Source organism: Nostoc sp. PCC 9305 (assembly GCF_963920915.1).
Taxonomy (GTDB): Bacteria; Cyanobacteriota; Cyanobacteriia; order Cyanobacteriales; family Nostocaceae; genus Nostoc.
Window position 1 is genome coordinate 1 of sequence record NZ_CAWUDN010000143.1, and the last position, 15,742, is coordinate 15,742.

16 protein-coding genes are annotated in these 15,742 nt (G+C 41.0%); 7 read left to right on the forward strand and 9 right to left on the reverse strand.

Annotated features, from left to right (window positions below; all coding sequences use genetic code 11):
• Positions 1 to 343: 343 nt before the first annotated feature.
• Positions 344 to 721: a hypothetical protein gene (locus tag ACM0OX_RS32180; RefSeq protein ID WP_414519024.1), complete on the forward strand. Its 378-nt coding sequence runs from the start codon at positions 344 to 346 to the stop codon at positions 719 to 721.
• A gap of 134 nt (positions 722 to 855) precedes the next feature.
• On the opposite strand, the gene ACM0OX_RS32185 is transcribed toward ACM0OX_RS32180, so the two are convergent.
• Positions 856 to 1,491 (reverse strand): HAD-IA family hydrolase, encoded by a 636-nt coding sequence (locus ACM0OX_RS32185; RefSeq protein ID WP_414519025.1) that lies wholly within the window; start codon positions 1,489 to 1,491, stop codon positions 856 to 858.
• Positions 1,466 to 2,440, reverse strand: a complete 975-nt coding sequence (gene queG / locus ACM0OX_RS32190; RefSeq protein WP_414519026.1) for a tRNA epoxyqueuosine(34) reductase QueG — start codon at positions 2,438 to 2,440, stop codon at positions 1,466 to 1,468. The genes ACM0OX_RS32185 and queG overlap by 26 nt, the downstream gene beginning before the upstream one ends.
• A gap of 238 nt (positions 2,441 to 2,678) precedes the next feature.
• Between queG and ACM0OX_RS32195 the strand changes: the two genes are divergently transcribed.
• Positions 2,679 to 3,110, forward strand: a complete 432-nt coding sequence (locus ACM0OX_RS32195; protein WP_414519027.1) for a ketosteroid isomerase family protein — start codon at positions 2,679 to 2,681, stop codon at positions 3,108 to 3,110.
• A 169-nt stretch (positions 3,111 to 3,279) separates the two neighbouring features.
• Here ACM0OX_RS32195 and ACM0OX_RS32200 read toward each other — a convergent pair whose 3' ends face one another.
• The 3 genes from ACM0OX_RS32200 to ACM0OX_RS32210 form a co-directional block, all read right to left on the reverse strand.
• The gene (locus ACM0OX_RS32200; RefSeq protein WP_094351551.1) at positions 3,280 to 3,705 is read right to left on the reverse strand and encodes an ATP-binding protein; all 426 of its coding nucleotides are present in this window, start codon (positions 3,703 to 3,705) and stop codon (positions 3,280 to 3,282) included.
• A 3-nt stretch (positions 3,706 to 3,708) separates the two neighbouring features.
• Positions 3,709 to 5,382 (reverse strand): SpoIIE family protein phosphatase, encoded by a 1,674-nt coding sequence (locus ACM0OX_RS32205; protein ID WP_414519028.1) that lies wholly within the window; start codon positions 5,380 to 5,382, stop codon positions 3,709 to 3,711.
• Between the two features lie 163 nt (positions 5,383 to 5,545).
• Positions 5,546 to 6,265, reverse strand: a complete 720-nt coding sequence (locus tag ACM0OX_RS32210; protein WP_322660848.1) for a response regulator transcription factor — start codon at positions 6,263 to 6,265, stop codon at positions 5,546 to 5,548.
• Positions 6,266 to 6,688: 423 nt separating this feature from the next.
• Here ACM0OX_RS32210 and ACM0OX_RS32215 point away from each other — a divergent pair, with 423 nt between their 5' ends.
• Both ACM0OX_RS32215 and ftsE read left to right on the forward strand, forming a co-directional pair.
• On the forward strand, positions 6,689 to 7,444 hold the full coding sequence (locus tag ACM0OX_RS32215; protein WP_414519029.1) for a WecB/TagA/CpsF family glycosyltransferase: 756 nt from the start codon (positions 6,689 to 6,691) through the stop codon (positions 7,442 to 7,444).
• A gap of 209 nt (positions 7,445 to 7,653) precedes the next feature.
• On the forward strand, positions 7,654 to 8,400 hold the full coding sequence (gene ftsE, locus ACM0OX_RS32220) for a cell division ATP-binding protein FtsE (protein ID WP_414519030.1): 747 nt from the start codon (positions 7,654 to 7,656) through the stop codon (positions 8,398 to 8,400).
• Positions 8,401 to 8,449: 49 nt separating this feature from the next.
• Here ftsE and ACM0OX_RS32225 read toward each other — a convergent pair whose 3' ends face one another.
• Positions 8,450 to 9,223 (reverse strand): armadillo-type fold-containing protein, encoded by a 774-nt coding sequence (locus ACM0OX_RS32225; protein WP_414519031.1) that lies wholly within the window; start codon positions 9,221 to 9,223, stop codon positions 8,450 to 8,452.
• Positions 9,224 to 9,636: 413 nt separating this feature from the next.
• Positions 9,637 to 10,221, reverse strand: a complete 585-nt coding sequence (locus ACM0OX_RS32230; RefSeq protein ID WP_414519032.1) for a hypothetical protein — start codon at positions 10,219 to 10,221, stop codon at positions 9,637 to 9,639.
• Positions 10,222 to 11,075: 854 nt separating this feature from the next.
• Between ACM0OX_RS32230 and ACM0OX_RS32235 the strand changes: the two genes are divergently transcribed.
• The gene (locus tag ACM0OX_RS32235; protein WP_414519033.1) at positions 11,076 to 11,972 is read left to right on the forward strand and encodes an alpha/beta fold hydrolase; all 897 of its coding nucleotides are present in this window, start codon (positions 11,076 to 11,078) and stop codon (positions 11,970 to 11,972) included.
• Between the two features lie 141 nt (positions 11,973 to 12,113).
• On the opposite strand, the gene ACM0OX_RS32240 is transcribed toward ACM0OX_RS32235, so the two are convergent.
• Positions 12,114 to 12,647: a DUF4330 domain-containing protein gene (locus ACM0OX_RS32240; protein ID WP_414519034.1), complete on the reverse strand. Its 534-nt coding sequence runs from the start codon at positions 12,645 to 12,647 to the stop codon at positions 12,114 to 12,116.
• Positions 12,648 to 13,130: 483 nt separating this feature from the next.
• Here ACM0OX_RS32240 and ACM0OX_RS32245 point away from each other — a divergent pair, with 483 nt between their 5' ends.
• The gene (locus ACM0OX_RS32245; RefSeq protein ID WP_322689344.1) at positions 13,131 to 13,994 is read left to right on the forward strand and encodes a M48 family metallopeptidase; all 864 of its coding nucleotides are present in this window, start codon (positions 13,131 to 13,133) and stop codon (positions 13,992 to 13,994) included.
• 121 nt (positions 13,995 to 14,115) lie between these two features.
• On the opposite strand, the gene ACM0OX_RS32250 is transcribed toward ACM0OX_RS32245, so the two are convergent.
• Entirely contained in the window at positions 14,116 to 14,871 is a 756-nt protein-coding gene (locus ACM0OX_RS32250; RefSeq protein ID WP_414519035.1) for a metallophosphoesterase family protein, read from the reverse strand.
• A gap of 272 nt (positions 14,872 to 15,143) precedes the next feature.
• On the opposite strand from ACM0OX_RS32250, the gene ACM0OX_RS32255 reads away from it, so the two are divergent.
• A complete protein-coding gene (locus tag ACM0OX_RS32255; protein WP_414519036.1) occupies positions 15,144 to 15,428 on the forward strand; it encodes a DUF2470 domain-containing protein in 285 nt (94 codons plus the stop codon).
• The last annotated feature ends 314 nt before the right edge of the window (positions 15,429 to 15,742 follow it).

Consider the following 15,742-nt stretch of genomic DNA (forward strand, 5'->3'; position numbering starts at 1 on the left):
TAGTACAAAAGCACTATATTTTAGCGATCGCCTGTGCCAGTTGCGTAAGTCCTGTCCACCAATTCTTGAGTTTCATTGCTCTGGGCTTGAGAAATAGTTTTGTCGTAACTTGCAGTCATTATTGTTTGTCTCCAAAATAATTTCATAGGCCAAACTAATTGTTACCAGAGTTCGACAATCAGATTCTACTATCGATAGAAAGAGTTAAATTTATTGGAAATTGCAGCTTTAATCTACCTTTTAATAGAGGTAAAAGTATCTCTATAGGAAGCAATAAAGCAACCAATTGCTTTGCTATGATTGCTCAAGTAAGCAATAAAAAATTTACCTAAAGCTTTTAATTATGCCCGATCAAGAAGTAAAGCCCAATTTAAATGAAGCTTCCACCCAGGATGCACAATTAGCTGCCGAAAGTATAGCTAGTGGTGAAGAAAAAGCGCCAACGGTGGATTTTGATGCTGATTATGCAGCTGCACAAAAATTCAGTGTGAGCGAAGTCGATCGCACAGGTAAAGGTGCAGCAGCAGCCGAATCAGCTACTGCACCTAATCAGAAAACCTCTAAGCCACAAGAGACAAAAACTCAAACACAGTCAACTGGCAATCCTGACGATTTTATTGAGTCAGCAAAAGAAGTTGGAAATTCTCAGACTGCGGGTGCAACTAATGTCAGTGATGATTTAGTAGAAGAAGCTTTGGAAAAGGGCGAACGGAAAAATTAATTTTCCCTGATATCTTACTCTTTTCTAAGATGGGTAATGTCACAAAATAAGATAATTGAAGTTATCGGCATTAGTAGACATTGCCCACTCTACTGTTTCGATCGATTATTAATCCGCTTTTGACTATTTATTAATTAACGACTGTTCATCACTTCTAGTAGTTCGCTAGGTCGCTGAATTAAATAATCTGGATTTTGCTTGGCTAGTACTTCTGGTGAGTTAAAGCCCCAAGTGACTGCAATCACTTGGATATTTGCTTTTTTTGATGCTTCTATATCTCTGGTTTCATCTCCAACATAAATAACTTCTTGAGGTTTGAGTTGCTTTTGCCTCAAGACATTATTTATAATAGTTGTCTTACCAAAAATTGTAATTCCTGAGTAAATAAAATCAAATAGGTGATTTAAATCATTGATTGTGAGGAATTGCGTAACATTTTCTTTAGAATTAGAAGTGATAATACCCAGTTTATATCCTTGATTTTGGAGTTCTGTTAATGCTTCCTTAATACCCAGAATGGGCTTTAATTCTGGTATTTTGTTTTTTAATTCCCCTTTAACTTGTTTAACTAGAAAAGGGATCTTAAAGAGAGAAACTCCTGAGTACTTAATGATTTCCCTAGATGTTAAGTTCTTGAGAAAGGCTAATTGTTCTGGGCTTATTTGTTTATAACCAAAGTCTATAGCTAAACGATTAGCAATACTTACAAGGGCATCTACTGTATCAGCAATTGTGCCATCAAAATCAAAAATAATTACTTTCTGGGTCATTCTTCTGCTTGGATGCGTCAAGATTAGCTAGGGCGTTGCGTCGTAACATTTCTGGCTTAATCCGCCGCAAGGCAGATGCTGGAAATCGTTTATCCCACTCCCGATCTGAGATTTGGGCTAATTCTAGCAGGTGGGGAGCAATATTCCCAGGATAAGGCTGAAACTCTTCAATATCAGTTGTTTGGGCAAAACGTTGATTCCAAGGACAAACGTCTTGACAAATATCGCAACCAGCAACCCAGCCTTGCAAATGAGGTGCGATCGCCTTTGGCAATTCCTTGTCACGATTTTCAATTGTATGATAAGCAATGCAACGATTAGCATCAACAACAAAAGGCTGAGTAATTGCACCTGTGGGACAAGCCTGAAGACAACGAGTACAGCTACCGCAGTGTTCTGTGTGTGGGCGATCGCTCTCTAATTCTAAATTTGTCAACACTTCTCCCAAAAATACCCAAGAGCCATATTCCCGTGTGATCGCATTACCATTCTTGGCAATCCAACCAATTCCGGCAAGTTGAGCCAACACTTTATCTGGCACCGGGCCAGTATCTGCATAATAAAGAGCTAATACTCCTGGATCGAGTGATTTGAGCCATATAGATAGCTGCTTGAGTTTTCCATGCATCACCTTGTGATAATCCCTTCCCCAACCATAACGGGAAATTTTGGCGTATTCCTCACCTTCAGGACGTTGATGTGGTGTGTAGTAATTCAGCGCTACACACACTAGCGATCGCACCTCTGGCATCACTAAGCGGATATCCTGACGCTTTGGATTAGCCATCCATTTCATATCAGCGTGATAACCTAGTTCAATCCATGCTTGCAACCTCTGTGCTTCTGTGGCATTTATCCGATCTACAGCAGTAATTCCAACTTTGTGAAAGCCCAACTCGCTGGCTTTTTCTTTCACCAGACTACTGCTCGTTACAGAATTCTGATTCATTTTTTTATCTGGATTTTGCCCAAATAAAGGCGTTTAAATTATACATTAAGTAGCCAATACATTTAATTAAGATTTGTTAAGTAACCTACATATAGCCTTTTCTAAACTGCGTAGCAGTTCAAGACTTCCATCGTTAGGAAGATTTATTAATATGTAGTAATCTATCTCAACAGCAGCTTTTATTTTAATTATTTTTGTATTGAAATTAATATTCAGACACCATAATACAGGTAATTTTATGACCTCTGCTGAATTTATATCGCCAGCGCAGTTTAAAGAAGAATTCCAGATTGAGGGAATTGCAGAATCAAGCGTACTGCGTTATTTTGAAACCTTAAATGCAGGAGAATTTGAGGCAACTGCTGCCTTATTTGCGATAGATGGTGTGATGCGTCCGCCATTTGAATCCGATTTTATCGGGACAGATGCGATCGCAGCCTACTTAAAACAAGAAGGTCAAAACATCAAAGCTTACCCGAACACAGGAATAATCGAGAATTTAGAAAATGGTGATATCCAAGTCCAGGTAACAGGCAAAGCACAAACTTCGTGGTGTAGTGTCAATGTCTTGTGGTTATTTATTCTCAACCAACAACGGCAAATTTCCTATACTAGAATCAAACTTTTAGCTTCCCCCAAAGAGTTAATTGCTTTACGTCGTGAAAATTAAGTAGCAAATAACTAGCAAGGGCAAAGTTTTAAACCAATATTTATTACCGACTCACGCAGGATTCATAGCTTTATTCTGACTCCTGTTAGCGATAGCGGGGCGTTTAGCCCATTCTGAATTCTGAATTCTTCCTCATAAATAGCATGACTTGAAAAATAGTCACTTTTGTCTATTGGACTAATTCGGGTAAAGTAGCTTCTAACTTCAGACAGTTGGCACCATTAACCTGCAACTTGTAATCTACTTTATCCATGAGACGATTCATGATCAGCCAACCATAACCACCTTCTTGCTTTTCCATCGGGTTTGGAGCGTAGTAGTTAGACATATCAAAGCCTTCGCCGTAGTCCCAAATCTCTAGGGCAAAATCTCGGTCTTTCACTTCTAAACGTAGTAGGATTGGTAAATTTGGTTGATCCTTGTGGGCATGACGGACTGCATTAGAATAGGCTTCCACCAAAGCCAGTCTCAAACGACTTGATTGCCGCGACCAATCCACAGATTCCCCTAGCTGAATTTTTAAACATCCCAACAACCAGTTTTCAACAATATTCAGAAAATTCAAGTCGCTTGGTACATGAAGCTCACTTTTCATGACTTACAAAATCTCCAGTGAAAGTATAGTTTGATCGTCTTCTTGAACGTGATTATCTGCCTGGATGCGAGCTAGTAAATGGTTAAGAGAAAGTGGTTGTTGCTCTTGTTGTAACAGTTGCCAAAGACCATCTTGATTCAGCATTGAACGGTTTACTGACTCAACCCCAGCCTCAGTTTTTGCTGTGGGATCGGGATTATTTGATACCATTGCTTCTGTAATTCCATCGCTGGCTAGTAACAATGTGTCTCCAGCAGCCAGAACCAAGCGACCAGACTGTGCCTGCCACTTAGGCAAAATCCCCAAAGGAACGCTGCGAACTTTCAGGTAATTGGGATTTTCGGCTAAAGCACCTTGGCGTGACCATAATATTGGATAAATATGACCGGCATTAGTGTAGACCAGTTCCTTAGTGCTAGGGGTATAACAAGCTAACACAAGAGTGACAAAATAATTGTTGCTAATTAAATCTTCACTGAGAGCGTGGTTGAGGTTCTGCATGACCACATTCGGCTCTGCTGGCGTCTCTTGAGATAATTCTCGGCGCAAAACTGAAATAATACTAGCCATAAATAAAGCTGCTGGGACGCCCTTGCCAGAAACGTCACCCACTGCCAACCACAAGTCGCCTTTAGGATGGACAAAAACTTCAAAAAAATCGCCTCCTACTTCGCGCGCTGGATAGCAGCAAGCTTGTACCTTTACACCTTTAATGTCAGGTAAACTTTGGCGTAGCAAATTGTATTGAATTTGGCGAGCCACCTCTAACTCAGTGTGAATCTGCTGTTGCTTTTCTTGGAGGCGTTGGTAGAGTTTTGCTTGGGAGAGGGCTAAGGCTGCTTGTTCGGCAACACCTGCAATTAGTTGGATGTCTTCGTCTTCCCAAGGGCGATCGCGTCCCCATTGGTGGAGGGTCAGCACAGCCAACAGATGCTGATGGTAGCTAAGTGGCACAACTAGGTGATGACCAGGATTACCGTCATATATATCTTGAGCGAGTTGATAATGACGGGTTTCCAGCACCTTTTCGATTAAAACACTGGAGTCGAAGAAGGAATCTAAGACATCAGATTTCGGATCGCGATAGAAGAACTCATCTTGTGTGAGGCGATCGCCCTCTACTGGTTTGAGCAAGCAACTGGTAGCTTCAAATGTTTCTCCAATAGTTGCGACAATTTTTTGCAGCATACTATCGTAGTCTAAAGATTCCCGAATTGCTGTTGTTACCGCATTAAACAAAGATTCTCGCCGTAGGGCCCGACGTAACTCTTGGGTGCGCTTCTTAACTAGGCGATATGTATCAGTAGCTTGCTCAACTAAGCTTCTCAGCCGTTCTGGATTCCAGGGTTTGGTAATGTACTTGAATACTTGACCGGAGTTAATCGCATCTACCAAATCTTCGACATCAGTAAAACCAGTTAACAAAATCCGAATCGTATCTGGAAAGCGCTCTACGGTGCGACTAAAAAATTCAGTCCCATTCATTTCTGGCATTCTTTGGTCAGAAATAATTACCGCCATCTCGCCAAATTGATCCAAGATTTCCATAGCACCAAAGGCATGATTGGCTTTATATACTTGAAAATCTCGCCTAAAAGTGCGGTAGAGTAAATCTAGGTTATCTGGCTCATCATCTACCACCATGAGCTTAAGTTTTTCCGTCCCAATCTCAGCCATATTTGACTTTTGTTTTCATATATTTGAATGGCGAGATAATATGATGTTTATCCCACCTAATAAATAAGAGAAAATCAGAGAAGCCATTCACTTTGAAAATATAACTTTTCAAAGTTGTGAGTTCCCCTTGATTATCCTCAGTTGATCCACACCAAAATTAAATTTATCCAACTAACCCAGAACGCAAGGCGCGGACTGCTGCTTGGGTACGGTCATCGGCACATAGCTTATTCAAAATATTGCGAACGTGAGTTTTAACAGTGCCAACTGTGATGTAAAGTCTTTCCGCAATTACTGCATTACTACAACCTTCGACAATCAACTGTAACACTTCCAATTCCCTTTCTGTCAGGGTGTAAGGTTGAATTCCTTCCAGATTCTCAAAAGAATCTGGGTTAGGAGCAATAGTCTTGGAATCGACCAAAACCGATTCCAACTTTTGAGGATTTTGTTGCGCTTGTTGTAATACAATCCGAGCGATCGCTGGATCGATCCAGGCGTTGCCATTGTAAGTTACTCGTACTGCTTCCAGCAAATTATCAAATTTGATATCTTTCATACAGTAAGAATCTGCACCAGCGGCAAAAGCTGCCAACACCGCTTCTTTGTTATCCCGCAGCGTCAAAATTAATACTTTTGTAAGTAGCTGCTGGCCATTAGTAGTAGATTTTACCTCCCGTGTTAACTCAATGCCATCCTTATCTGGTAAACCAATATCGACAATGGCAATATCTGGTTGTAGCATTTTTAACATTTTTAGACCCTCAGCAGCATTAGCAGCTTCACCTACAACTTCAATTTCATCCTTTTGCTGTAGTGCTGTACGAATACCCACACGAGTTAGGTCATGATCTTCAATCAGAGCGATACGAATTTTACTCATAGCCAACTTCAGCCCGTTACACTATAACCATAAAGTCGAGTTTCGTGATGTACTCCCACACTAACTGCAAGCAGTATAGTGGGGGTTTCTATTCCCAAAACCAGAGTTGCGAGTTGAGCGTTTTATACTGAGTGAATATTACACTGTAACAATAAAAGTTAGACTGGTTCAGCCCAAGTACAAGCGCCCAAAATTAATAGACAGAGGAGTGACATTAATTATGTGTTATTTAAAACCCTTATATATACGTAGCACTGCTACGTATATACATTCTTGTTCACTCTTATGTCTATTTAGTTTAATTATGCTTTCTCTCGTTGCAGGGCAAAGGGGAATCTCTTTTGCCTAAGTTTTAATATAAAAAAATTTGATAAACTTAACATTCATGCAAAATCTGGTGTGAGTATTACTTAAGAATAGGCTATGTCTAACGGCAATCAAGCATTTTCAGTGTTGGGAATACCAGTTCATGTGATGGCTGACTATCCAGGCTGGTTGTTAGAATGCCTGCACACAGGCAGAGGAACTCATGTCGTAACGCTCAATGCAGAAATGACTATGCAGGCAGAGCGAAATCAATTATTAGCTCAGGTGATTAAAAATGCTGAACTGGTGATTCCAGATGGAGCTGGGGTTGTTCTGTATTTACGATGGCTGTTATGGCAAAAAGTGCAGCGTTTTCCAGGAATTGAATTAGCAGAAAAACTTTTGCAAGCACTTGGGCAACAGAAGACAAAGACAAAAATATTTTTCTATGGAGGAGCGCCTGGAGTAGCAGCAAATGCGGCAGATTTTTGGCAGCAGCAAATTCCAGGTTTGAATATAGTCGGCACTCACTCAGGCTACCATTCTCCAGAAGAAGAAGCACAATTGCGGCAAACTCTGGCTCAATTGCAGCCACAAGTGATTTTTGTTGGTTTGGGAGTGCCACGTCAAGAGTTATGGATTGCCGAAAACCGCCATTTGTGTCCCCAAGCAACTTGGATTGGCGTTGGTGGCAGCTTTGATATTTGGTCGGGAACTAAAACTCGCGCTCCCGCCTGGTTAGGAAATAATAATTTGGAATGGTTGTATCGCCTTTATCAAGAACCTTGGCGCTGGCGGCGGATGTTGGCTTTGCCAGCGTTTGCTGTGAAAGCGTTTGTTTATCGTTTGACAGCCAGGGGTGCAATTAGTTAAGAGTGCTGAGTTCTGAATTCTGAATTCTGAGTGCTGAATTCTGAGTGCTGAGTGTTCTTACTTAGTTAATATTAAAGTCTTGAAAAAATTTTAAATTTTCTTTGTTGAAATTTAAATTCCCAGGCAAAACCTGGGAATCCTTATTTTGGGGAGAATGTCACATCTAAGCAGGCAAACTGTTTGGTTGTGGGTATGAGGAAAGTTTAACAATGCCAGTATTAACAACTCAAGTTAAGACAGATAAATCCGTTCGCGGAAAGGACAGTGAAACTCAACAGCACGGTAGCAATACTACTACAAAGGTACAATTACAATCTGTAAGCAAGACTTATGCTAACGGCACTCACGCCTTATTGAATGCAAACCTTGAGGTAAAAAAGGGAGAATTTTTGTTTATCACGGGGCCAAGTGGTTCTGGAAAATCAACGCTCTTGAAACTGCTGTATGGACAGGAGTTGCCTACACAGGGAGAAGTAATTGTTGATGAATGTAATGTAGCGGATTTGCGGGGCGATCGCTTGTCATTATTGCGGCGACGAATTGGTATTGTGTTTCAAGACTACAAATTGATTACCCAACGAACAGTAGCAGAAAATGTCACTTTTGTGCTGCAAGCTCAAGGGTATACCCGTAAAGAAATTCAACGACGTTTAGAACCAACCTTAAAGCTGGTAGGTTTGCTGAGTAAAGCTGACTGTTTTCCAGATCAACTGTCTGGAGGAGAACAGCAACGGGTGAGTATTGCCCGTGCGATCGTTGGTACACCACCCCTACTGTTGGCAGATGAACCTACTGGAAATCTCGATCCGGATAATTCCTGGCAAGTAATCCAGATTCTCCAGAAGTTAAATTCCTTTGGGGCTACGGTAATTGTTACTACTCACGATGAACAATTGGTACGGCGGTGCAATCATCCTGTAGTGCAAGTTCGTAATGGAACATTGTCTCGAAAATAGTCATTTGTCATTGGTCATTTGCAAATCACAAAGGACAAAGGACAAATAACTAATAAACGTGGTGTTTGACTTTTGCTGATACGGGTACGAAAGGTACTGCTGTTTTGAGGGGTAGTACTTGTAGGCGATCGCAGGCTTGTAAACTCTTAAAAGCTGCCTCTCGCACTACAACTTCTTCCTCTCGACTGAGTAAGAGTTGCAAGCATTGGACAATATCTTGCTGCACTGAAGAATCAACTCGCTTACGGCTGATGAATTTACTGAGTTGACCGAGAGCAATCAACCGCTTCAATGGATCTTTTTCGGTTAAATTCATCAACAACCGATCGAGGTGGTCTTCTTCTCGATTTTCATAGAAGTTGACAATTTGCCATACCAATAAAATTAAAGTTAACAGGGTTCCCACACCTTGCGCGATCGTACCAGCAGCAATCCAGTGACTTTGAGAGTCAACCCATATTGCCGCTGCCATGTAAGTGCTGACAGTAGCAATACCACCGCTGATGACTGCTAAAACTAACCGACGATTTGAACTATTTAAGAAATTACGTATTTTTGACCAGCGCAATTGCCAGTCCCATTCCTGCATTGAGTAAACCAATACCATTACTCCAATGCCGATTAAGAGAGCCAGTAGCAGTTTCCAGTTCCACAACAACATGGCAATGATAATTGTCAGGAACCCAAGAAAGCCCCCAGGGCCAGAGAAACGTTTAAATGTTTGCTGCTTTATGGCTCCCTTTGTCTTGAATTTTGGAAGCGACCAGTTCCAGTTGGGGATTTGGTTGATCAATTGCTGCCAAGAAGACGAAGCCTGTGCCACAGTGTTTACCTACTTGATTACGAAATTACCTATTGTATGAGTTTTACTATGGATGAAGGAAGGATGAAGGCTTAAATCACAAAATGCCCGATTTTATAGACGGATAGTAGACTAATACAGCACAGCGCCAATTAACATACCATTTTCAATCGCTCAGAGCAAGGGTATCTTATACGTAAGGAGGCAGGAGGGAGAAGGCAGGAGGCAGGAGGAATCCCCATTAATAAATTCAGGGGATTTAGCAAGGACGCTGTAAATATGAGCTATAAGTCTCGAAATACATATTTTTTTGTTTTTCATAAATAAATTTAGTTGCTCTCAGACCCTTTTGGAAGAGGGAAGAATTATTTTCTAAAACCTTCTGCCTCCTGCCTCCTGCCTCCTGCCCTCTGCCTTTCTTCGGTAAGTCTTACTTAAAGACAAAAACGAAAGTTATCAAGGGTGAATTGACCATCAAAAGTACAAAAGGTAACGCTGTGAATGTCATTCACATTTATAGATAATAAAGTATTAGGGGAAATTGGCGAGTCGGAATTGGCAAGATTAGAGCCTGGTAGCGCAGTTTGAGCGAGTAATTGCCGATCGCGATCGTAGGCGGAAAGCACTAGCCGTTGCGAACTAGTGACAAAGGCACTAACCGAATTAACTGGACGCAAGAAAGTAGCTTCTAAAAATCCGCTTTTGGGCGCTCCCATTAAGACTATTAGCCCTGAATAGGTTGGAAATGCTGGATTTGATGGCTGTATTGCTAGAGAATTGTGAAAAATGACTCCCCAACGTTCATATTGACGCTCTACTGCTTCAAAACACTTCAAGTCTTCTAAGTCTAAACAAATACAAGTAGGTACAGTAAGTCTGGCAGCATCAAAAACTGGCTCGACCTGACTCCGCCTAGCTGAAGCTTTAATTTCGTTTTGTATATTCAAGTTGTCAAGCGCAAATTTAGCATCTTCAATCGTTGGTAGTTTATTTGATTGAAGAGTAGCCTGCTTTACCATGACATCCCGCCTTACTATTACTTAGATAAAATTTAGATTAGTTATACATCAAACGCTGTTTTTTCTACATATATAAGTAGAATTAACAGCTTATTAAAATAAGCGTTTTAACTATTTTTGACGTGTTGACGCTCAAAATTATTTATCGGTTTTTTGATAGACTACCATAAAAACTTATGCTGGATTCACGCTGGAGCAAGCCTCGCTACCAGGAGAAACCCTTATAGAACAGTAATTTCAACGTTCAGTTACTTTATTTTTATGAAAAAAAGCACCAAATCTTTACAAGTAATCCAGTAATTTTATATCTACTTAATCTGACGCTAGCGAGAAGTCTGAGAGTGATTGGTTCGCTGATAATAACAATGAGTGGGGAGTTTGAACTAGACACATGAAGAGTGCTGAGTTAAAAGACTGCCTACAAAGGACGTTGCTCTTACTAAGTACACAAATATTAAGTGCTTTTTAATTTACTCAGCACTAAGTGCGGTAAACATCTAGGGTGACGAAAGGGGAGGCGGTTAACAATTCAAAATTCAAAATGACGCTCTCTACGAGACGCTGCGCGTAGCTTGCTTCTCTGTAAGAGTACGCGGACTCACTCTAAGCGAAGCCATGCCGTTGGCGCAGCCTCTCGTAGAGAAGGCTTTACGCTGCGCTAACAAAATTCAAAATTAAAGACATTTCAGACGGGAATTTAAACCTCGACTGAAATGGGTGCTACATGTAGATTGCAGGTTCTTAAACCCTTTAATTTACGATAAATTATCAAATCTTCTCTTCCTGTGCTTACGTCCCAGGTCTCTTGTCTTACTTGTGCCAACGAATCACTACAGTCAACAAAAAAAAGACTTATGTTTCAACCACTAGGATTTGAACAACGCTCTATAGATACCTCACTAGGTAGAATGGTATATTATACTGCTGCTGGAGCGCCTTGGGAGGATGATGTGACAGCCAAAGACGATCGCGAAACTTTGGTATTTTTGCACGGCTTTGGTGGTGGGTCTTCTGCTTATGAGTGGTCGAAAGTTTATCCGGCTTTTGCGGCTGAATATCGGGTCATTGCGCCAGATTTGCTTGGTTGGGGTAGGTCTGAACATCCAGCACGGAGTTATAATATTGAGGATTATTTGATCGCGATTCGGGAGTTTTTCGAGCAGACTTGTACTGGGCCAGTAACAGCGATCGCTTCTTCTTTGACCGCAGCATTTACAATTCGGGTAGCAGCAGATCGTCCTGATTTATTCAAGTCTTTAATTCTTACCACCCCCGCCGGACTTTCTGACTTTGGCGAAGACTACTCCCGGAGTTTTTTTGCCCAGTTAGTTAGCGTTCCCATTGTCGATCGTTTACTTTACAGTACTGGAATTGCCACTAGTGGTGGCATTCGCAGCTTTTTAGAACAACGGCAATTTGCTCAATCCAATCGAGTTTACCAAGAAATTGTAGATGCTTATCTAGAATCTGCCCAACAGCCTAATGCTGAGTATGCAGCACTGTCCTTTGTACGTGGCGATTTGTGCTTTGATTTATCCCTTTACATTCAAAAGTTAGCCACTCCCACCGCCATTATTTGGGGACAAAAGTCGCAATTTACAGGCCCCTCAATTGGTCGCCGCCTTGCCGAAATCAATCCCTTAGCGATCCGATTTTTTCAACAGTTGGAAGATGTGGGATTGACACCACAGTTAGAATTGCCAGCAGTGACAATTGGGTTAATTCGCAAATTTTTGCCGTTGCTGAATTAATTTAAGAAGTCAGAATTCAGGAGTCAGAATTCAGAAGTAAGCTTGGATTAGAAAATCAAAATTGCTATCATTTATTGATTTTTTGAGCTGATTCAGCTTGGTATCAAACCATTCTGAATTCTTAATTCTGACTCCTGAATTCTATTTGTCTTGCAATCTGATATCAATCACAGTTGCATTGAAGTTATAGTTAAAGCCTTCTAACTCAAATGGCATCCCAATTTTAACTTTACTGTTACCTAAAACTGGCCCGCTTTCAGTAACTTGGGCTTTGCCATCTAAAGTTAAAAGAAAATCTGTACTGTAATTATTGCTCTTAGGATCTGGCAGTTCTTTAACAGTGCCATCAGGTTGGAAAACATTGACTGTTCTAGGTAGCTGTTGAATGGATTTAATTTCAATCTGTCCGTAAGGCTGATTGCGGATAATCACATTGGTTTTCCCGCCTTTTTTTAAACCATTGTCGATTAATTTTTCCGGGTCGCGTACATTCAAACCACGAACTACTAAGTCTACTTCTATAGGTACTGTTTTCGCGCCAACTTGGGCAACAGAACCAGAAGTGCCAGGAAAAACAAAGATGCCAAAGATAACTAGCAGAATTACCAGCGCAGCACCTAAATCGAGGAGATTAATTTTGCCAAACAAGCGACCTTTTGAATCTAAAATAGCCATAAAAAGTTTTCCGAGGTAATAGCGAAGTAATGGATTGTAGCCAGAAAGTTTTCGATGGAAACAGTAATTTTCCCTATTTGGTAATAACTCAAAGTATTCAAGGGTTGCGGTTATGCGACAGTTTATCACGAGTTCGTAATTTCCGAGGAGCGGCAGCTAACCCTGAAAATTTTACCTGTTCTAGCAGATTTCAAGTTGATGAGGTACACAAGCTAAGTCTGTTACCCATATATAAACTATGTTTGACTCTTGAATTCTGAATTCTGCTGTAATACTCACGCGCCTAGAAAGTAAAATCTAGTGTTTAAGCCTATCTCTAGAGAGAATCTCTAGCCTGCCGCAGTTCGGTAGATTTGAGTCAAGATTATCTGTATAACAACTCCTTGGATATTGAGTTAAGAATGCAACTTAGAATATTCTAAATCCGTCTCATAATTTGTCCCCTCATTTTATGTTCTTCCGAAATAATCTTCAAAGCGTATTATGTTCAATTGGAAAGGTTTTGCTGCAAATTACCGTGTATGGCGGCGTCGCTGGTTTTATCCCCTAATTTCAGTGGTAGTCGCCCTGAGTCTGTGCCTGAGTACACCCTTGCCTGGAAGAACTTTAGATTTCTTACCTCTTTTACTCCAAGGAGTTCAGGCATTTCAGCTTTCTAATATATCTCCTAATCAAGAAGTTGATCTTGGTAAGCAGATTAATCAGGAATTGGTCGGCAGTCAAGTCCGACTTTACCGCAATCCCGAAGTGAATCGTTATGTAGAACAAGTTGGTCGGCGTTTAGCAGCGAATAGCGATCGCCCCGATCTCCCCTATACTTTCCAGATAGTTGAGGATGACGCTATTAACGCCTTTGCGACCTTGGGCGGCTATGTATATGTCCACACGGGTTTGCTGAAAACCGCAGATAATGAAGCGGAATTAGCAAGTGTACTCGCTCATGAAATTGGTCATATTGGCGGGAAACACGTAGTCAAGCAGATGCAGCAAAAAGCCCTCGAAAGTGGTCTATTAACGGCGGCTGGCTTAGATCGAAATTCCGCAGTGCAAATTGGTGTACAGTTAGCGCGAGACTTACCACGCAGTCGTAAAAACGAATTTGAAGCCGATCAAAGAGGACTACGAACTTTGACACGTACTGGTTATGCCCAGTCAGCAATGGTCTCTTTTATGCAAAAGCTGCTGAAAAAGGGTGGTTCTAGTCCGACATTTTTGAGTACACACCCCGGAACCAGCGATCGCATTGATGCCCTCAGACGTGCAATTAACTCTCAACCTAGTAATGGAAAATCTGGCTTGGATAATGCTAGTTATAAAGCAAATATTCGACCATTAGCGAAGTCTTAAGGGAATTAGGAAAGAGGAGACAGGAGGCAGTGTTTCGACTCCGCTCAACAACCAGGTAGGGGGCAGAAGTTCTTTAATTTTTAATTTTTAATTGATTTCTCCTCCTAATTTCAAATATTCCTCAATTCCTATTGCGGCGATCGACTTTAATTTTGGCTGGATCGACTGTACTTACAACCTCTTCTAAAGGCAGGATACGGATATAGTTTTTAAAGATATTAACTTGATAAACCAACTGATTTGTGACATCTAGTCCAGTCAACCAGCCACTCCGGGGATGATAAGCGCCAGTATCTATGTCTAGCCATCCCTTTCCTTGTGCGAGTTTACCAGGAGAAACACCGGGCAGGGTAAAGGTAATGGTATGACCGATGATAATTTGCTTATCTGGAAAGTAGGGTTTTTCAATACTGTGAAATTCCTCTCGTATCCAGCACAGTTCATCGGCAGTTTGTTCTGCCACCGACTTAGAAGGGTCAACACCAGCATGAGTTAACCAAATATCCCCTAAGTCAAGGTATGTAGGCAAAGCTTTTAACCAATCCAGATGGTCATCAGGAATTGGAGCCTCTTGGTAACTGGCCACGGTAGCTTGCCCTCCACCAAACAGCCACGCTTGCATCGTCGAGGAGGAAGTCCTTTCATTGGTCAGAATGTTTAGTAACATCTGCTCATGATTTCCCAACAAACATGAGTAGTTATTTTCCTTGACAAAATTAACTACTTGTGCACTATGAGGGCCGCGATCGATTAAGTCTCCCAGAAAATAGACTCGATCTTCTGATGTGGGGGCGATCGCCTCCAACAATGTCATTAAACCTTCATAGTGTCCATGCACATCCCCAATTACAATTCGTCTGGGGCTAGTTTCGCTCATTGTCTCTTAGCTGCAATAGTTTTGGCTAATACTTCTGCTACAGTTTACGCTGTCTGGTTTCCGCAATGAAAGGTAAAAATACTGGATAACGCTTATTTTAATTTAATTTTTGTACGAGTAATAAAATTAACTTATCAAATATATACAACGACAATTGTTTTTTAGATATAACTTATAATATCGATGGCGTAAGACTAGGTTTTTCTGCTAATTTAAACTACTTAGCCGAGAATTTAGGCTCTTGCCATATTCATATCACTTTTAAGTTCACAATGTCTAATGGTTTTTCTGCTGAAATTAGTTCGCGCATCTGCAAGCATATGAATGACGATCATGCTGATGCTGTAGTTATTTATGCTAAAGCTTTTGGTGGTTTAACAGATGCGATCGCAGCCGAAATGCTTTCAATTGATGCACAGGGTATGGATTTAACAGCGCAAGTAAATGAGGAAACTGTACCAGTTCGCATTCAATTCGATCGTGTTTTAGTAGATGCGGAAGATGCTCATCAAACTTTGATTGCAATGGTAAAGCAGGCGCGGGTGAAGGCTAAATAGGAAATGACAAAATAATTGACACTAAATCTGCGATACATTTAATCACATATTTTTGTACATATAGTAAGGCTGGGGAAAGGTTAAAGGTTAAAGGTTAAAGGGGAAGGGAAAATTCCATACCTTTACCCCTTTCCCCAAACCAAATTCCGGTTTAAAATTCTTAACCGAGCAGTATTGAAAGCTGTGTTATGTCATGTCCGCATAATTAGTTATGCTAACCACAGTCATTACACCCCACCCCCAACCCTTCCCCGCAAGCGGGCTACGGTGTACACACATCTTTCTAGAAAACCAAAATCGTCGTAGATCCCCCT